The organism is Streptomyces sp. NPDC001351 (assembly GCF_042896045.1).
Lineage (GTDB): Bacteria > Actinomycetota > Actinomycetes > Streptomycetales > Streptomycetaceae > Streptomyces.
Map to the genome: position 1 here is coordinate 987,883 of NZ_JBIAWS010000003.1, position 17,230 is coordinate 1,005,112.

General features: G+C 70.7%; 17 protein-coding genes. 9 read left to right on the forward strand and 8 right to left on the reverse strand.

Translation table 11 applies throughout. The features are described from left to right. The first annotated feature begins 109 nt into the window (after positions 1-109). Together ACFY1U_RS14665 and ACFY1U_RS14670 are read left to right on the forward strand one after the other, a co-directional pair. Positions 110-2,779: a cellulose binding domain-containing protein gene (locus ACFY1U_RS14665; RefSeq protein WP_390694471.1), complete on the forward strand. Its 2,670-nt coding sequence runs from the start codon at positions 110-112 to the stop codon at positions 2,777-2,779. A gap of 117 nt (positions 2,780-2,896) precedes the next feature. Beyond that, positions 2,897-3,166, forward strand: coding sequence for a hypothetical protein (locus ACFY1U_RS14670; RefSeq protein ID WP_390694472.1), 270 nt, complete (start codon positions 2,897-2,899; stop codon positions 3,164-3,166). A gap of 265 nt (positions 3,167-3,431) precedes the next feature. Here the strand turns inward: ACFY1U_RS14670 and ACFY1U_RS14675 are convergent, their stop codons facing one another. After that, complete coding sequence (locus ACFY1U_RS14675; RefSeq protein ID WP_390694473.1) at positions 3,432-4,358, reverse strand: helix-turn-helix transcriptional regulator; 927 nt, start codon at positions 4,356-4,358, stop codon at positions 3,432-3,434. Positions 4,359-4,398: 40 nt separating this feature from the next. Here ACFY1U_RS14675 and ACFY1U_RS14680 point away from each other — a divergent pair, with 40 nt between their 5' ends. Both ACFY1U_RS14680 and ACFY1U_RS14685 read left to right on the forward strand, forming a co-directional pair. Beyond that, complete coding sequence (locus ACFY1U_RS14680; RefSeq protein ID WP_390694474.1) at positions 4,399-4,878, forward strand: hypothetical protein; 480 nt, start codon at positions 4,399-4,401, stop codon at positions 4,876-4,878. After that, entirely contained in the window at positions 4,875-5,342 is a 468-nt protein-coding gene (locus ACFY1U_RS14685; RefSeq protein ID WP_390694475.1) for a hypothetical protein, read from the forward strand. Before ACFY1U_RS14680 ends, ACFY1U_RS14685 begins: the two co-directional genes overlap by 4 nt. Here the strand turns inward: ACFY1U_RS14685 and ACFY1U_RS14690 are convergent. The 3 genes from ACFY1U_RS14690 to ACFY1U_RS14700 form a co-directional block, all read right to left on the reverse strand. Next, complete coding sequence (locus ACFY1U_RS14690; RefSeq protein WP_390694476.1) at positions 5,320-6,069, reverse strand: class I SAM-dependent methyltransferase; 750 nt, start codon at positions 6,067-6,069, stop codon at positions 5,320-5,322. The genes ACFY1U_RS14685 and ACFY1U_RS14690 overlap by 23 nt on opposite strands. Before the next feature lie 5 nt (positions 6,070-6,074). Then, entirely contained in the window at positions 6,075-6,380 is a 306-nt protein-coding gene (locus ACFY1U_RS14695) for a 4a-hydroxytetrahydrobiopterin dehydratase (protein ID WP_390694477.1), read from the reverse strand. 128 nt (positions 6,381-6,508) lie between these two features. After that, complete coding sequence (locus ACFY1U_RS14700) at positions 6,509-7,585, reverse strand: ADP-ribosylglycohydrolase family protein (RefSeq protein WP_390694478.1); 1,077 nt, start codon at positions 7,583-7,585, stop codon at positions 6,509-6,511. A 30-nt stretch (positions 7,586-7,615) separates the two neighbouring features. On the opposite strand from ACFY1U_RS14700, the gene ACFY1U_RS14705 reads away from it, so the two are divergent. The 5 genes from ACFY1U_RS14705 (at position 7,616) to narI (ending at position 11,855) form a co-directional block, all read left to right on the forward strand. Continuing rightward, positions 7,616-8,452, forward strand: a complete 837-nt coding sequence (locus tag ACFY1U_RS14705; protein ID WP_390694479.1) for a helix-turn-helix domain-containing protein — start codon at positions 7,616-7,618, stop codon at positions 8,450-8,452. A 115-nt stretch (positions 8,453-8,567) separates the two neighbouring features. Next, positions 8,568-9,431 (forward strand): helix-turn-helix domain-containing protein, encoded by an 864-nt coding sequence (locus ACFY1U_RS14710; RefSeq protein ID WP_390694480.1) that lies wholly within the window; start codon positions 8,568-8,570, stop codon positions 9,429-9,431. A gap of 41 nt (positions 9,432-9,472) precedes the next feature. Further along, complete coding sequence (locus ACFY1U_RS14715) at positions 9,473-10,270, forward strand: SAM-dependent methyltransferase (protein WP_390694481.1); 798 nt, start codon at positions 9,473-9,475, stop codon at positions 10,268-10,270. Positions 10,271-10,641: 371 nt separating this feature from the next. Further along, entirely contained in the window at positions 10,642-11,136 is a 495-nt protein-coding gene (narJ, locus tag ACFY1U_RS14720) for a nitrate reductase molybdenum cofactor assembly chaperone (protein ID WP_390694482.1), read from the forward strand. After that, positions 11,133-11,855, forward strand: coding sequence for a respiratory nitrate reductase subunit gamma (narI, locus tag ACFY1U_RS14725; protein ID WP_390694483.1), 723 nt, complete (start codon positions 11,133-11,135; stop codon positions 11,853-11,855). The genes narJ and narI overlap by 4 nt, the downstream gene beginning before the upstream one ends. Positions 11,856-11,858: 3 nt before the next feature. Here the strand turns inward: narI and dnaK are convergent, their stop codons facing one another. The 4 genes from dnaK to ACFY1U_RS14745 form a co-directional block, all read right to left on the reverse strand. After that, positions 11,859-13,724: a molecular chaperone DnaK gene (dnaK, locus tag ACFY1U_RS14730; RefSeq protein ID WP_390694484.1), complete on the reverse strand. Its 1,866-nt coding sequence runs from the start codon at positions 13,722-13,724 to the stop codon at positions 11,859-11,861. Positions 13,725-13,880: 156 nt separating this feature from the next. Beyond that, complete coding sequence (locus ACFY1U_RS14735; protein WP_099934526.1) at positions 13,881-14,309, reverse strand: OsmC family protein; 429 nt, start codon at positions 14,307-14,309, stop codon at positions 13,881-13,883. A gap of 58 nt (positions 14,310-14,367) precedes the next feature. Beyond that, the gene (locus ACFY1U_RS14740; RefSeq protein ID WP_390694535.1) at positions 14,368-16,101 is read right to left on the reverse strand and encodes a hypothetical protein; all 1,734 of its coding nucleotides are present in this window, start codon (positions 16,099-16,101) and stop codon (positions 14,368-14,370) included. A gap of 62 nt (positions 16,102-16,163) precedes the next feature. Then, a complete protein-coding gene (locus ACFY1U_RS14745; RefSeq protein WP_390694485.1) occupies positions 16,164-17,225 on the reverse strand; it encodes an ATP-binding protein in 1,062 nt (353 codons plus the stop codon). Between the last annotated feature and the right edge of the window lie 5 nt (positions 17,226-17,230).

Below are 17,230 nucleotides of genomic sequence, written 5' to 3' on the forward strand. Positions count from 1 at the left end.
GCGCCCCTTAAAGGGGCGCTACCCACCGCCCGGTCCCGCGGAGCCGCCGGGCGGCCCCCACCCGCACTGGGGGCCGCCCGGCAACCCCACTTCCCGGAAAGGACCTTCCGTGCGAAGAACCCGTATCCTCACGGCCGCGCTCGCCCTTGCGGCCGGCTTGCTGGTGGGCTCGCCGTCCGCGCTCGCCGCCGGCAGCAGCCCGAAAGTGAAGCTCGCCGCGGACACGTACACCTGGAAGAACGCGCGGATCGACGGGGGTGGTTTCGTCCCCGGCATCGTGTTCAACCGGAGTGAGAAGAACCTGGCCTACGCCCGCACCGACATCGGTGGGGCCTACCGCTGGCAGGAGTCGACGAAGACCTGGACACCGTTGCTGGACTCGGTCGGCTGGGACCAGTGGGGGCACACCGGGGTCGTGAGCCTGGCCTCCGACTCCGTCGATCCGAACAAGGTGTACGCGGCCGTCGGCACGTACACCAACAGCTGGGACCCGACGAACGGGGCCGTGCTGCGGTCCTCCGACCGCGGTGCCGACTGGCAGAAGACGGATCTGCCGTTCAAGCTGGGCGGGAACATGCCCGGGCGGGGCATGGGTGAGCGGCTCGCGATCGACCCGAACAAGGACAGTGTGCTGTATCTGGGCGCGCCCAGCGGCAAGGGGCTGTGGCGGTCGACGGACTCCGGGGTGACCTGGTCGCAGGTCGCAAGCTTCCCCAACGTCGGCAATTACGTGCAGGATCCGAGCGACACCAGCGGATACGCCTCCGACAACCAGGGGATCGTCTGGGTCACCTTCGACGAGTCGACCGGTACGTCCGGTACGGCGACGAGGACCATCTACGTCGGGGTCGCCGACAAGGACAACGCGGTGTACCGCTCGACGGACGCGGGCGCCACCTGGTCCCGTCTCGCCGGGCAGCCGACGGGATATCTGGCGCACAAGGGCGTGCTGGACGCGAAGAACGGCTATCTGTATCTCGCCTACAGCGACAAGGGCGGACCCTACGACGGCGGCAAGGGACAGCTGTGGCGGTACGCGACCGCGACCGGGACCTGGACCGACATCAGCCCGGTCGCCGAGGCCGACACGTCCTACGGCTTCAGCGGCCTGACCGTCGACCGGCAGCATCCCGGCACGGTCATGGCGACCGCGTACAGCTCCTGGTGGCCGGACACGCAGATCTTCCGCTCGACCGACAGCGGCGGCACCTGGACCAAGGCGTGGGACTACACGTCGTACCCGGGCCGCTCGAACCGCTACACCATCGACGTCTCGTCGTCACCCTGGCTGACCTTCGACGCACACCCCTCACCCCCCGAACAGGCCCCGAAACTGGGCTGGATGACCGAGTCGCTGGAGATCGACCCGTTCAACTCGGACCGGATGATGTACGGCACGGGGGCGACGCTCTACGGCACCGAGAACCTCACCCGGTGGGACAGCGGGGGCCAGTTCACCGTGAAGCCCATGGTGCAGGGGCTGGAGGAGACGGCCGTCAACGACCTCGCCTCTCCCCCGTCGGGCGACGCCCAGCTGTTCAGCGCCCTCGGTGACATCGGCGGTTTCCGGCACACGGACCTGACCAAGGTCCCCTCGATGATGTTCACCTCGCCGACCTTCACCACGACGACCGGTCTCGACTTCGCGGAGACCGACCCGAACACGGTCGTGCGGGTCGGCAATCTCGACTCCGGTCCGCACATCGCGTTCTCGACGGACAACGGGGCCCACTGGTTCGCGGGGACCGATCCTTCGGGTGTGTCGGGCGGCGGGACGGTGGCCGCGGCTTCGGACGGCAGCCGGTTCGTGTGGAGCCCGGCGGGCACCGGCGTGCAGTACACGACCGGCTTCGGGACGTCCTGGGCCGCGTCGAGCGGCATCCCGGCCGGTGCGACCGTCGAGGCCGACCGGGTCGACGCGAAGACCTTCTACGGCTTCAAGTCGGGGAAGTTCTATGTGAGTTCGGACGGCGGCGCGACCTTCACCGCGTCCCCGGCCACCGGCCTCCCCAGCGGCGACAGCGTCCGCTTCAAGGCGCTGCCCGGCGCGAAGGGTGACGTCTGGCTCGCGGGCGGCGCCCTTGACGGCGCGTACGGGCTGTGGCACTCCACGGACGGCGGCGCGAGCTTCACCCAGCTGCCCGGCGTCGAGCGGGCCGACACCATCGGCTTCGGCAAGGCGGCGACGGGGGCCTCGTACCAGACCCTCTACACCAGCGCGAAGATCGGCGGCATACGCGGCATCTTCCGTTCGACCGACAAGGGCGCAACCTGGACCCGCGTCAACGACGACGCCCACCAGTGGGGCTGGACGGGCGCGGCGATCACCGGTGACCCGCGGGTCTACGGACGGGTGTACGTCTCCACCGACGGCCGGGGCGTCATCTACGGCGACACCTCCGACACCGGCGGAGGCGGCGACAACGGCGGCGGTGGCGGCACGGACCCGACGCCTTCCGCTGCCTGCACGGTCATCTACAAGATCACCAACCAGTGGTCGGGCGGCTTCCAGGCCGACGTCCAGCTCACCAATACGGGCTCGAGTGCCTGGAGCGGCTGGTCACTCGGCTGGACCTTCGCGGACGGCCAGAAGATCACCCAGCTGTGGAACGCCGAACGCACCCAGTCGGGCGCAGCGGTGACGGTGAGAAACGTGAGCTGGAACGGCACGGTGGCGGCCGGTTCGTCCGTGGGCTTCGGGTTCACGGGGAGCTGGTCGGGCTCGAACACGAAACCCGCCTCGTTCAAGCTGGGCGACCGGATCTGCACGGTCGCCTGACTGGGCCGAACGGTTGCCGCGAGTGATCCTCGAGTTGCGGAGCGCAGAGGGCCACCTGAATCTGATTGAACCTGATCAAGGAAGGTCCGGTCCCCCATGCCCGTCGAAAGGACAGTGATGTCGCAGCGCACACGCAAATCGACCCGCTCCCGCGTCGCGGCGGTCCTCGCCGCTCCCGTAATCGCCCTGACCCTCATGGCGCCGAGCGCGTCTGCGGCTCCGGCGCCCTCCAAGTGCGAAGGAACAATCCACATCTCCCTCCTGGGCCACCAGACATGCGTCTCGGCCAAGGGCGACCACGACGAGCACCATGACGGGCTCTCAGGCCTGCTGGGCGTCGTGACCGGCCTCCTGGGCGGGCTGTTGGGTGGAATCCTGGGCGGCTGAAGCCGGCCCGGGGAGGTGAGGCGGTCGCCCGCGATCGGCGGGCGACCGCCTCCGTGTCATGGTGTGCGGACCGTCGGCCTCGGCGGCGTCGCCGTCCCGTCGCCGATGGACACTGTTGGGCGTGGCGGCTGTGGAGGACAGGCCGTAACCGAGATGGTCTCGTTGCCGGACCGTTTGCCCGACTCACCACGGCAATGAGTCACGCGTTCGACGCAAGACCTTTTGCCCCTTTCCCGCGGTGTGCACGCACCCGTCCGCCACCACTTCAGCCGTAGCGCGCCGCCAGCTCCAGTACGGTCGCCGCGATCCTGTCCCGCAGTGCGGCCGGTTCCAGCACCTTGATGTCGGCGCCCAGCCGCAGGAACTCGCCATGGGCGTGCTCGACGGACTCGATGGGGACCGTGGCGAGGGTCCAGCCGTCGTCGTCCGTACGGCTGCCGACCGCCCTGGGCAGCCGCACGCCCGGCGCCAGCCGGACCAGTGCCTCGCCGCGGTACAGCCGGTCGTGGAAGTCGCGCTGGTACGCCGTCCAGTAGGCGGCCAGGTCGAAGTCGTCCGGGCGGGTGAACTCCTCCTCGGAGGCGGCGAGTCGGAGGATCTGGTCGACGCGGAAGGTACGGGGGCCCGGGCCCGCGACGACGTACCAGCGGCCGGCCTTCAGCACCAGCCCGTACGGCTCCAGGCGGCGCTCCACGTCGGTGGGTTCGGCCCAGCGGCGGTACAGGACGTTCAGGACGCGGCTGTTCCACACCGCGTCGGCCACCGCCGGCAGATACGGCGCCTCCTCTGCGTCCGCGTACCAGCCGGGGGCGTCGAGGTGGAAGCGGCCGCTGATCCGGTCGGCGTGCGCGCGCAGCTCCGGCGGCAGGGCGGCGCGGACCTTGAGCTGGGCGGCGGCGAGTACCGAGCCGAGACCCAGCTCCGCGGCCGGACCTGGAGCACCGGCGAGGAAGAGGGCCTCGGCCTCGTCGGCGGTGAGGCCGGTGAGACGGGTGCGGTAGCCGTCGAGCAGACGGTAACCGCCGGCGTGGCCCGCGTCGCCGTACAGCGGGACGCCCGCGGCGCCCAGCGCCTCGACGTCCCGGTAGACCGTGCGGACCGAGACCTCCAGCTCCTCGGCGAGCTGGGCGGCGGTCATCCGGCCCCGGGTCTGGAGCAGGAGGAGGATCGAGACGAGTCGGCTTGCCTTCACTGACACAGGATGTCAGTGAAGGCGCCCTAGCGTCCTGTCCATGCCCTTCACGGAGAAATTCCTGACCGTGCCGCCGCCCGTCGAAATGGCGGGACGGCACATCAAGCGGTACCACGTCACCGCCGATCCGGCCGGTATCGCACCCGACGTGGAGAAGGCGGCGTACGCGATCCTGGCGGAGCTGCTGCCGGAGCCGGACGGCACTCCGCCGGCGACGTTCGTCGTCGTTCACAGGGGAAACGACGACGGCGCCTACATCAACGCCTACAGCTGGGTGTGGGACAACGTCCTGCACTACGCGAACGCCGCCGCGGGTCAGCCGGTCGTCGGCTGCCCCGATCACGACCCGACGCATTTCGTCAGGCCCGAACTCCCGTGGATCGGCTGCGTCTTTGAGCTGCCGCCGATCCAGCACGAACGAGACGCCTGGGTACGGCACATGCTCGTACCCCAAGTCCCGGACCTGGACGCCTACTTGGCCGACTCCCTGCCCGCAGGAACCACTGGAGAGCGCTCATGAGCAGCCCGCACGACTTCGACTTCTTCGCCGGCGAGTGGCGGGTCGCGAACCGTCGCCGCACCGACTTCCTCGACCCGGACAGCGACTGGGTGCAGTTCCCGGGCACCAGCTGGTGCCGGCCGCTGTTCGACGGGGCCGCGAACATCGACGAGATCGACATGCCGTACCTCGGCGCGAAGGGGCTGACTCTGCGGCTGTTCGACGTGGAGCGCGAGGAATGGTCGCTGAACTGGTCCTCCAGCCGTAGCGGCAAGCTCTTCCCGCCCGTTTCCGGGCGTTTCGACGGCGACCGCGGCGAGTTCTACGGCGACGACACATACGACGGCAAGGACGTGCGGGTGCGGTTCATCTGGGCGGACGTGTCCACCAGCTCCGCCCACTGGGAGCAGGCGTTCTCCGTCGACGGCGGTCAGACCTGGGTGACCAACTGGACCATGGACTTCAGTCGGCCGCCGGCTTCCTGAAGGCCCGCAGGCTGAACTCCGGGTCGGCGCGCGGCCGTTCCTGGTCGGGCAGCGTCCGCAGGCGGGCGACGAAGCCTTCGGTGAGCGGGTCGCCGGGCGGCAGCTGCGTGAACCAGCCGCGCCGCAGATCGGCGGCCGTGCGGCGGGGGCTGCGGCCCTGACCGCGGCCCGGGAAACGGGCCTGCCCCGCCGGGTGCAGGCGGTGCGCGGCGGCGTACGACTCCACGAGCGGGGCGGCGTCCGGGGCCGGGCGGCGCGGGCGCGGGGCTAGGACGGCGTCGATGTCGCTGCCGACGTCGTGCGCGGCGGCCTTGTCGACGGTGGTGACGTACACACCGCCGGGCTTCAGCACGCGGGCGCACTCGGCGACGACGGCGCGGACGTCCTCGGGTTCGTCCAGCAGGTGCAGCAGCCAGACGCTGGTGACGGCGTCGAACGTCCCGTCTCGGAACGGCAGTCGGCGGCTGTCGGCCAGCAGGACGCAGCCGGGCAGGCGCCGGGCGGCCATCCGGGCCATGCCGTACGTCAGGTCGGCGCCCGTCACCCGGGTGGCGGGCCGCGCGGCCGCGAGGCGCCGGGTGACGATCCCGGTGCCGCAGCCGACGTCGAGGAGCCGCTCGGCGGCTGCCGGGATCAGGCCGAGTACGGCGTCGGCGGCGGCCGCGGCCCTCGGCTCGCCACCGCGGGTGGCGTCGTAGGCGTCGGCTTCCTTGTCGTAGTCGAGCACGCGGGTCAGTGTGCCCCGTGGGCCTGTGCGAGTTCCTCGACCCTTTGCGCGAGGCCGAAGTCGAGCTCGGTGATCTTGCCGCCCACACTGTGCGTGTTCACCGACAGGGAGACGGTGTTGTAGCCGAGGGTGAGGTCGGAGTGGTGGTCGAGCTCGTCCTGCACCTGGGCGATGTGGATGACCATCGCGGTCGCGGCGAAGTGCGAACCGAGCCGGTAGGAGCGGGTGAGCCGGTCGTCGTCGACCGCCCAGCCCGGCAGCTCGGCCAGTCGGTCCTCGATCTCCTTCAGCGACAGGGGTTCGACGGGCATGGGCTCGCTCCTTCCTCGGCACCGGGTGCTTCTTCAGCGTGCCACAGCAACTGACTGCGGTCCTGGTCAGAAGGGTTCCCGGGGGCGGGCCGGAGAACCCTCCGGAGGGCCGGGGAACGGCTGCCCGCTCACCACTCGTGCAGGCGCTCCGCCGCCAGGTCGTCCGCGATCGCGGCGATCCGGGGCCTGCCCTCGACCCGCTCCACCCACTCGTGCGGCAGGCCGACGTCTCCGTGTACGGCGCCGAGGAGGTTGCCGCAGATGGAGCCGGTGGAGTCGCTGTCACCCGAGTGGTTGACGGACAGCAGCAGGGCCTCCTTGACGTCCGGCTCGACGAGCGCGCAGTAGACGCCCATCGCGAGGGCCTGCTCGGCGACCCAGCCCGCGCCGAGGGACTGGAGCTTCTCCGCGGTCGGCGCCCCCTGCGCGGCAAGGTCGAGGGCTCCTTCCAGGGCGGCGGTCGTCTCCTCGTGGCCGGGGTGGCGGGCCAGCAGGCGAAGTGTGCGCAGCACCGCGCCCTCCAGGGAGTCCCCGTCCACTGCGTACGCCACGATCGCGGCCAGTGCGCCCGCCGCGTAGTAGCCGGTGGGGTGACCGTGGGTGATCTGGGCGCCGCGGGCGGCCATCGCGAAGGCCCCCTCGGCGGAGTTGATCAGGCCGAAGGGGGCCGAGCGCATCACCGTGCCGCAGCCCTTGGAGTCGGGGTTGACCCGGCCCGGCCTGCCGTCGAGCGAGAGCGACGGGTCGGGGGCGTACTTCTGGGCGACCCCGGAGAGGCAGGCGTTGCCGGGCGCGCGGCGGGAGTACAGCCAGGGCTCGTCGATCAGACCGCCCGTCGGGGCGCCGCCCTGCTCCGGGCCCGGCTTCGACTGGGTCTCCAGCCAGCGCTCGTACGCCTGGAGCAGCATGTGCGACCAGGCGCCGCCGATCCCCCTCATCCGCTCCCGGGCGTGCGCCTGGATCAGGGCCTCCACGGTGAACAGGGTCATCTGTGTGTCGTCGCTGACCAGGCCCAGCGCGCCGTACGCACCGGGCACGAACCCGGTCACCCCGCGTTCGCCGTGGAGGGCACGGATACGGTCCAGGGAGTTGAACTCGATGGGATAGCCGAGGGCGTCACCGATCGCCCCGCCCAACAGACAGCCACGCACTCGGGCGCGGTACACCGCGGCGGTCTCCAAGGTCGGCTTCAACGGCCAGGTCATCTGCTGCGCTCCTCGACTACGGTCGTACGTATGGCCATTGTCGCGACCGGAACCGCCACCTCCACGACCGGCCCCTCCGACAAGAGCGTCGGCCCCCTCCTGCGGTCCTGGCGCGAGCGCCGCCGGGTGAGTCAGCTGGAGCTGGCGCTGCGGGCCGACTCCTCGGCGCGGCACATCAGCTTCATCGAGACGGGCCGTTCGCGGCCGAGCGAGGAGATGGTGCTCAGGCTCGCCGAGCATCTCGACGTCCCGGTGCGCGAGCGCAACTCCCTGCTGCTGGCGGCCGGTTACGCCCCGCACTACCCGGAGACCCCGCTCGACTCGCCCGAGCTGGACGCCCTGCGCCAGGGCATGGAACGCCTCATCCAGTGCTACGAGCCCTACCCGGCGTTCGTCGTCGACTCGGTGTACGACGTGGTCGCGGCCAACCGGGGCATGACGATGTTCCTGGACGGCGTCGCGGAGTCCCTGCTCGAACCCCCGCTGAACGCCATGCGGTTGACGCTGCACCCCGAGGGCCTCGCGCCGCGCATCCGCAACCTCCCGGAGTGGCGCGGACATCTGCTCGCGCAGATGGAACGGGAGATCGCCCTGCACCGCTCCGCACCACTGCGGGCGCTGTACGAGGAGGTGGCGGCCTACCCGGTGCCGCAGCGGGAACACAGTCAGGGCCCCGAACCGGCGGAACCCGTCCCCTACTTCGCGCTCCCGATGCAGATCGAGCACGAGGGCCGGACGCTGTCCTTCGTCTCGTCCATCTCCACCTTCAACACGCCCATGGACGTGACGGTCGCCGAACTGGCCATCGAGACGCTTCTTCCGGCCGACCCGGCGACGGTCAAGTACCTCCAGTCGCTGATGCCCTGACGGACGTCCGCCGGACGGCCCGCGTGGCGAGCGCCTCTTCCCGGAACCCGTGAGACTGGCGGCGGAACATGACACACTACTGCGCGGTTGCTTCGGCGCGTAGGGGAGGCGTGGCGTGAGTGAGCGGCGTCCCGCGCCCACCGTGGGCCAGGTGGTGCTCGGCAGACGCCTGCAGGAACTGCGCGAGGCGGCACAGCTCAAGCGGGAGGAGGCCGCACGCGTCCTGCGGGTGGCCCCCGCGACCGTACGGCGGATGGAGATGGCCGAGGTCGCCCTGAAGATCCCGTACGTCCAGGTGCTGCTGGAGACGTACGGCGTCCCGGACGACGAGGCGGCCGCGTTCGTCGCCCTGGCCGAGGAGGCCAACCGGCCGGGCTGGTGGCAGCGCTTCCACGACGTGCTGCCGGACTGGTTCAGCCTGTATGTGAGCCTCGAGGGCGCCGCCGGCATCATCCGCTCCTACGAGCCGCACTTCGTGCCCGGGCTGCTGCAGACCGAGGACTACGCACGTGCGGTGATGGAGGCGGGCACCGTCGGGCAGACCGGTCCGGAGACCATCGAGCGGCATGTGTCGCTGCGGATGGCGCGGCAGCGGCTGCTGGACCGCCCGGATCCGCCCCATCTGTGGGTGATCATGGACGAAACGGTTTTGCGGCGCCCGGTGAGCTTCCGCGGCGAGGTGATGCGCGAGCAGCTGGACAAGCTGCTGGAGTTCGCCGAGCGGGACCGGGTCACGCTGCAGATCGCCGAGTTCAAGGACGGCCCGCACCCGGGGACGTACGCACCCTTCACCCTGTTCCGCTTCGACGAGCCCGAGCTGCCCGACATGGTCTTCACCGAGTATCTGACCGGTGCCCTGTACCTCGACTCGCGCACGGAGGTCTCCGCGCATCTGGAGGTCCTCGACCACATGACGGCGCGGGCCGCGTCGGCCCAGCGCACGAAGAAGATCCTGCGGGAGCACCGCGAGGACTTCTGAGCCACCCACTACACCTGTCCGACCGGAGGAGAAGACCCCGCATGACCGGATCCGACGCCGCACCGCAGATCGACACCAGCCGGCCGCACCCCGCCCGCGTGTACGACTGGCTGCTGGGCGGCAAGGACAACTACCCGGTGGACGAGGAGCTGGCCCGGAAGATCCTCGCCGTGGACAACAGCGCGGTGCGCGGGGCGCGGGCCAACCGGCGGTTCATGCACCGGGCCGTCCGCACCGTCGCCGAGGCCGGGATCCGCCAGTTCCTGGACATCGGCACGGGCATCCCCACCGAGCCCAATCTGCACCAGGTGGCGCAGGCCGTGGCGCCGGAGTCCCGGGTGGTGTACGCGGATAACGACCCGATCGTGCTGCGGCACGCCCAGGCACTGCTGCGCGGCTCCGAGGAGGGCCGCACGGAGTATGTGCACGCGGACGTGCGGGACATCGACACCCTGCTGCGGCAGGCCGCCGAGACCCTGGACTTCGCACAGCCGGTCGCGCTGTCGCTGGTGGCGCTGACCCACTACCTGGACGACGGCGTCCACGACCTCCTGGCGAAGTACGTCGCGGCGCTCGCCCCGGGCAGCCATCTGATCCTTTCGCAGGTCACCCCCGACCTCAATCCGGAGGCCATCGCGAAGGCGGCGGGCGCCTTCCGCGCGAGCGGCACCCCGCTCTTCCCCCGCTCGATCACGGACTTCCAGCGCTTCTTCGAGGGCCTGGAGCTGCTCGGCCCCGGCGTGATCCCGGTGACCGGGTGGCGGCCGGAGGCCGAGGACGTGGCGGCGCAGACGGAGGGCATCGTTCCGGTGTACGCGGGGGTCGCCCGCAAGCCCTGACGTCGTGCACGAGCACCCATACGGGCGCCATGAACAGGTGCGTTCCTCCGCCCGCCCCTAGCGTCGAAGCACGGGGTGAGCAAGGGAGCGACGCAGGTGGCCGAACCGCGAACAACGCCCGCCGGGCCGGGAGCGGCGCTGCTGCGCGCAAGATGCTTCTTGCGGTCCGCAGCCACCGCCCCCGACCGGCCCGAGTGCGAACCCCGCGGCTGCGTCAGGGGCGTCTGCCGTAGCTGTACCACGAGGCTCTCGCCCGGCCCGGAGCCCCCGTCTTCGCCCGGGCCGGCATCCAGCCGTCTGCCGCTGGTGTCGGTGGCGCACTTCCACGCCCTGCGAAGACGCCGGACCACGGACGAGACCAAGGAGGCCTGATGCCCTCGGACGCCGTGCTGTACCAGGCGGCAGCGCTCTGCCTGACCTATCCCGACGACGGCTTCCGCGCCCGGCTGCCCCTGCTGCGCGAGGCGGCCCCGCAGCTGCGGGAGTTCACCGACCACGCGGCCCTCACCCCGCCCGGCGAACTGGCCGCCCACTACGTCCAGGTCTTCGACTTCAAGAACCGGCACAGCCTCTGTCTGAGCTGGTGGCGGGAGGGCGACACCCGGCGGCGCGGCAGGTCGCTGGTCCGCTTCAAGGACGTCTACCGCGCCGCCGGCCTGGAGTTCACCGGCGAGGAACCGCCCGACTTCCTGCCCGCGGTACTGGAGTTCGCGGCCCGCACCGGCGACACGGACCTCCTCACGGAACACCGCGGGGGCCTCGGGCGGCTGCGGGCCCGGCTCACCGACTTCGGTACCCCGTACGCATCCGTCCTGGATGCCGTGTGCGCCACCCTGCCGATCCCCCACACGGAGGTTCGCTCATGACCACGCTCCTGTGGGGCGTTCTGCCGTATGCCGCCTTCGCCCTGCTCGTCGCCGGCCTGATCTGGCGCTACCGCTACGACAAGTACGGCTGGTCCACGCGTTCGTCGCAGGTGTCCGAGTCGAAGCTGCTGAACATCGCCTCCCCGGCCTTCCACTACGGCATCCTCTTCGTGCTGGCGGGCCACCTGGTGGGCCTGTTCGTCCCCCGGTCGTGGACCGACTCGATCGGCGCCCGCGAGCACACGTACCACCTGTTCTCGCTCTACGGCGGCACGGTGGCCGGCGCGCTCGCCGTCGCCGGGATCCTGCTGCTCATCCACCGCCGCCGCACGCACGCCCCGGTGTTCCGGGCGACGACCGTCAACGACAAGCTCATGTACGTCGTCCTGATCGCCGCCATCTGGCTGGGCATGGCCGCCAAGCTCAGTCATGTCTCCGGCGACGGCTACAACTACCGTGCGTCCATCGCCCCTTGGGCCCGCAGCCTGTTCACGCTCCAGCCGAGGACGGACCTCATGGAGGGCGTGCCGGTGCTGTACCGGGTCCACGCGACGATCGGCATGGCGCTGATCGCGCTGGTGCCGTACACCCGCCTGGTCCATGTGTTCAGCGTGCCGGTGCAGTACCTGTTCCGCCCGTACGTGGCCCACCGCAGCCGCGAGCCCAGGCAGTTGGGACCGCGGCCGGAGCGGCGGGGCTGGGAGAAGACGGGCGTGTGACGGTCAGGCCGCGCCGCCCTTCGTGTCGCGGTCCTCGTCGACGATCTCGGCGTCGACCACGCCCTCCTCGTCCTGTGGTGACGTCTGCTGTTCGGTGCCGCTTCCGGAGGCGCCCTGGTCGGCCTGGGCGTACATGGCCTGGCCCATCTTCTGGCTGACGGTGGCGAGTTTCTCGACGCCGGTGCGCAACTCGTTGGTGTCGGCGTTGTGTTCCAGCAGGCCCTTGAGTTCCGTGGCGGCCGCCTCCACCTCCGCTTTGGTGTCGGCGGGGATCCGCTCCTCGTTCTCGCGGATGAACTTCTCCGTCTGGTAGACGAGTTGTTCGGCCTGGTTGCGGGTCTCGGCGGCCTCGCGACGCTTTCGGTCCTCCTCGGCGTACTGCTCGGCCTCCCGCATCATGCGGTCGATGTCGTCCTTGGGGAGCGCCGAGCCGCCGGTCACCGTCATCTTCTGTTCGCGGCCGGTGGCGAGGTCCTTGGCCGACACATGCATGATGCCGTTGGCGTCGATGTCGAAGGCGACCTCGATCTGCGGGACCCCGCGCGGGGCCGGGGGCAGACCCGTGAGGTCGAAGACGCCGAGCTTCTTGTTGTACGCGGCGATCTCGCGCTCGCCCTGGTAGACCTGGATGCCCACCGAGGGCTGGTTGTCGGTGGCCGTGGTGAAGATCTCCGAACGCCGGGTCGGGATGGTCGTGTTGCGCTCGATGAGCTTCGTCATGATGCCGCCCTTGGTCTCGATGCCGAGGGACAGCGGGGTGACGTCGAGGAGCAGCACGTCCTTGACGTCACCGCGGATGACGCCGGCCTGGAGGGCCGCGCCGACGGCCACGACCTCGTCGGGGTTGACACCCTTGTGCGGGTCCTTGCCGGTGAGCTCCTTGACCAGGTCGGTGACCGCGGGCATCCGGGTGGAGCCGCCGACGAGGATGACGTGGTCGACCGCGGAAAGCTTGATGCCGGCGTCCTTGACCGCCTGGTGGAAGGGGGTCTTGCAGCGGTCGAGGAGATCGGCGGTGAGCTCCTGGAACTGGGCGCGGGTCATCTTCTCGTCGAGGTGCAGCGGCCCCTCGGCGGAGGCGGTGATGTAGGGGAGGTTGATCGTCGTCTCGGACGAGCTGGACAGCTCGATCTTGGCCTTCTCGGCGCCCTCGCGCAGCCGCTGCACGGCCATCTTGTCGCCCGCGAGGTCGATGCCGTACTGCCCCTTGAACTTCTTGACGAGGTGCTCGACGATCCGCTGGTCCCAGTCGTCGCCGCCCAGGTGTGTGTCGCCGTTGGTGGCCTTGACCTCGATGACGCCGTCGCCGATCTCCAGCAGCGACACGTCGAAGGTGCCGCCGCCGAGGTCGAAGACCAGCACGGTCTGCTCCTCGCCGCGGTCCAGGCCGTAGGCGAGGGCCGCGGCCGTCGGCTCGTTGATGATCCGCAGGACCTTCAGGCCCGCGATCTCCCCTGCCTCCTTGGTCGCCTGCCGCTGGGAGTCGTCGAAGTACGCCGGTACGGTGATCACGGCGTCCGTGACGTCCTCGCCGAGGTAGGACTCGGCGTCCCGCTTCAGCTTCTGCAGCACCCGCGCGGACAGCTCCTGCGCCCGGTAGCGGGTGCCGTCCACGGAGCCCTGCTCGGGGAAGCGCCAGCTCGCGTCGCCCATGTGCCGCTTCACGGAGCGGGCGGTCCGCTCCACGTTGGTCACGGCCTGCCTCTTCGCGACCTCCCCGACGAGCACCTCGCCGTTCTTGGCGAAGGCCACGACCGACGGTGTGGTCCTGGCCCCCTCCGCATTCGCGACGACGGTGGGTTCGCCGCCCTCCAGCACGGCCACCACCGAGTTCGTGGTCCCCAGATCGATCCCGACCGCACGTGCCATCTCCGTCCCCTTCCGCCAGGGCACTCCTCACACACCAGCACAAAACTTGAGTGCGCTGTTGTCAATGCCGCGTACTCCGGGTACCCGGAAACGACGGTGCCGCGCCCCCTGTGTCGGGGGCGCGGCACCGAAGGACGTCCGGGACGCGGGCGGGTGTCAGGCGAGCTTGGCCGACAGGGTGATCGTCGTGCCGGTGAGGGCCTGGCTGACCGGGCAGTTCTTCTTGGCGTCCTCGGCGGCGGCGACGAAGGCGTCGTTGTCGATGCCGGGGACCGTGCCCTCGACGGTCAGGTGGATGCCGGTGATGCCCTCACCCGGCTGGAAATTCACGTCGGCCGAGGTGATCAGCTTGGTGGGCGGGGTGCCGGCGCCGGCCAGGGCGTGCGACAGCGCCATGGAGAAGCAGCTGGAGTGCGCGGCGGCGATCAGCTCCTCGGGGCTGGTCTTCCCGTTCGCGTCCTGGGAGCGCGAGGCCCAGGTCACCGGCTGCTCGGCGATGGCACCGGAGGAGTCGAAGGAGACGACACCGTTGCCCTCGAGCAGGTTGCCTTCCCAGACGGTGTGTGCGGAGCGCGTGGTTGCCACGATGAATCCCTTCGAATTCTGGCTGTTCCTGTAGGACACCATCCGATCACATTCCGGCTCACCGCACCCGGAACACCGGCCCACGCGCGGTGAACGGCAGCCGCGCCCCCTGCGGGATCAGATACGCGTGCTCGCGCCGCACCCGCAGGACGTCGCACCAGCCGTCCGTGATCACCAGTACCGGCGCGCCCGGTGGGAAGTCGTCCGCCCGGTGCAGCAGGTCGATGCCCGGCTGCAGGACCGTACCGCCGCGGCCGTGGACGCGTACCCGGCCGGCGATCTCCGTGACCGGCACGAAGCCCGCGTCGTGCGGGGCCGTGTCGCAGAAGATCACGCGGGCGGCCGGGACGTCGCGGGCCTCGGCGTAGGAGGCGATGGCTCCGAGGGCCTTGCCGAGGAGGGTGCGGTCCATGGAGCCGGAGGTGTCCAGGACGACGCCGAAGGTGCAGCGGGCGATCTCCTCGGGCGGGAAGCAGCGGCCGGCGCGCGGGATGTCGGGGGTGGAGGCCTGGCGGCGCGAGGGGCGGGCGTATGTCCGTACGGGCTGCGGGCTGGGCACGAACTCGTCGAACCAGCGGGCCAGTCGGGCATCCCAGGGCAGGGGCGGGTGGCTGAGGGTGCGGATCTCCTCGACCAGGCCGCCGGGGAGGAAGCCGCGCTCCTGCTGCTGGTGCAGGTCCAGGCCCTGGCTCAGGCCCCGGCGGTAGAACTCGTCGAGGTCGACGTACGCGCCGGGCGGGCCCAGCGGGGCGCCGAGCATGTCGCCGCTGCCCTTGCCGCGCAGGGTGGACAGGCGGCGCATGCGGCGCAGGTCGCCGACGAGACGGTCGTAGACCTCCTCGGAGGAGAGGCCGGTGAGGGCCGGGTCGTGCAGGAGGCCCTCCGGCATGGTGCCGACCTGCATCTCCTGCAGCCAGCCGTTGATCACGTAGTCGCAGGCGATGTTGAAGAGGTAGTGGTCGCGGGTGCCGCAGCGGTCGCCGTGGCGCAGGGCGGCGTGCAGCATCTCGTGGGCGAGGATGAACCGCCATTCCTCGTCCTCGAACCGGCGCAGCGGGTTGAGGTAGATCTCGCCGGCCTCGGCGTTCACCGCAGCCACGGAGATGCCGTGCGCGCGGGCGAGTTCGGCGTCGGCGACGAGTGTGATGCCTGCCGCGATGCCGCCGAGCAGTGGGTAGGAGGAGATGAACCAGCTCAGGGCCCGCTCCCAGGGGCGCTGCGGGGCGACTTCCCCGCTGAGGGAGTCGCGGCGGCCGCCCGCCATGTCCATCGCCGCGGACACGGTCCGGGTCAGGGCGGTGGCGAACGCCAGCTGGTGGTCCGGGGGCGGGCCGTAGTACCCGTGCCAGGTCAGGAGCAGCTGGTCGGGCTCGCCGCCGGCCGTGCCGCAGCGCTCGTACGCGGGTGGGAGCCCGTCCCGCCGCCAGCGCGCGGCGAGTTGCTCCTCGTCGCCGTCGGGGTAGGAGGCGGGCAGCGCCTCGGGGGTCTCGCCGATGGTGAAGTTCAGCAGGAAGCGGTTGACGACGACGCAGCGTGCGGCGAGGTCGTAGCGGTCCGGCTGGGTGCGCTCCCCCTTCGCCGCCGGGACGTGTCCGAAGCCGAGGTGCAGGACGGCGTGGGCGAGGGCCCAGGCCCAGGCGGCGGGTTCGGCCAGCCGGTGCGGGTGGACGTGCAGGTCGGCAGCGGAGTCGACGACCACGAGTCCGTCGCGGGGCGCGATCTCGCACTCCTCGTCGCGGCAGACGTCGAACTCCACGGCCGCGAGGGCCGGGTTCGCCTCCACCAGCGCCATCCCCGCCGCGAACGCCTCGGCCGCGAGGTCCCGCTTCTTCTGCCCGTTGCCCTTGGTACGGCTCACCGCCGCGCCTCCACCAGCCGGGGCATGTCCCGGGCGGCCTCGATGAGGAACCACGAGGGCAGGACGGGGTTGCCGTCGGCGTCGGAGGCGATGACGGTCCGGGCGACCTCGACGGAGATCTCGGCGAGCTGCACCAGCAGCGACTTGGCGCGGTACGCGGTCTGCCGGCCGTTCGCCGACATGTGCTCCTTGCTGACCGGGAGTTCCTTGATCAGACGGCCGCGGAAGGACTCGGCGAGGTAGTAGAGCAGGTCGCGGTCCTCGATGCGGTTCGGCCAGCGGGCGTCGCCCTTGACGATCGCCTCGATCCCGAACTGGCTGCGCACGATCTTGACGTAGCCGCAGAAGGCCGTGGCGTGCGCGGGCGTCAGCGTGCCGTGCGCGAGGACCTTCAGTGTCTCCTCGTCGAGGTCGCGGCCGAAGGAGTGCAGCGCGTCGGAGAGCATGTGCCAGGAGCGGGGCGTGGAGAAGGGCTCCTCGGTCTTCGGCGGCCTGGACCACAGGTGGTCGGGCCGGTCGGTGAGGTGGTCGAGGATCCAGGGGTGGATGTCGTTGTTCGCGGCCCAGGTCAGCCAGTCCTTGGCGGAAGCCTCCAGATGGACGTGGGCGAGACGGTTGACGAGGGCGGAGGCCACGGGGCGGGCGAGCGCGTTGTCGGTGGCGCGGTTTCCGGCACCGATGACGATCGATCCCTTCGGCAGCTCGTAGTTGCCGATGCGGCGATCGAGGATCAGGGAGTAGAACGCCTTCTGGACGTCCGGGGTGGCCGCGTTGAGCTCGTCCAGGAAGAGGCAGTACGGCTCGTCGCGGGCGATCGCCTCCGGCGGGCAGAACACCGACCGTCCGTCGCGGATCTGCGGGACGCCGATCAGGTCCTCCGGCGCGAGCTGGGTGCCGAGCAGGCTCACGCACTCCAGGCCCAGCGACTCGGCGAAGTCCCGCACGAGGGAGGACTTTCCGATGCCGGGCGCGCCCCAGATGAAGACCGGCCGCACGGTGGCGAGGCCGAGAAGGAGTTCGGGGATACGGGCGGGAGTGACGGTGACGGCAGCCTGCAAGGCAG

Coding starts and splice junctions, on each gene's coding strand:
- ACFY1U_RS14680 (WP_390694474.1), top strand. CDS start 4,399: ATGCCCTTCACGGAGAAATTCCTGACCGTGCCGCCGCCCGTCGAAATG.
- narJ (WP_390694482.1), top strand. CDS start 10,642: ATGCCCTCGGACGCCGTGCTGTACCAGGCGGCAGCGCTCTGCCTGACC.
- dnaK (WP_390694484.1), bottom strand. CDS start 13,724: ATGGCACGTGCGGTCGGGATCGATCTGGGGACCACGAACTCGGTGGTG.
- ACFY1U_RS14685 (WP_390694475.1), top strand. CDS start 4,875: ATGAGCAGCCCGCACGACTTCGACTTCTTCGCCGGCGAGTGGCGGGTC.
- ACFY1U_RS14705 (WP_390694479.1), top strand. CDS start 7,616: ATGGCCATTGTCGCGACCGGAACCGCCACCTCCACGACCGGCCCCTCC.
- ACFY1U_RS14670 (WP_390694472.1), top strand. CDS start 2,897: ATGTCGCAGCGCACACGCAAATCGACCCGCTCCCGCGTCGCGGCGGTC.
- narI (WP_390694483.1), top strand. CDS start 11,133: ATGACCACGCTCCTGTGGGGCGTTCTGCCGTATGCCGCCTTCGCCCTG.
- ACFY1U_RS14715 (WP_390694481.1), top strand. CDS start 9,473: ATGACCGGATCCGACGCCGCACCGCAGATCGACACCAGCCGGCCGCAC.
- ACFY1U_RS14740 (WP_390694535.1), bottom strand. CDS start 16,101: ATGGCGCTGGTGGAGGCGAACCCGGCCCTCGCGGCCGTGGAGTTCGAC.
- ACFY1U_RS14700 (WP_390694478.1), bottom strand. CDS start 7,585: ATGACCTGGCCGTTGAAGCCGACCTTGGAGACCGCCGCGGTGTACCGC.
- ACFY1U_RS14695 (WP_390694477.1), bottom strand. CDS start 6,380: ATGCCCGTCGAACCCCTGTCGCTGAAGGAGATCGAGGACCGACTGGCC.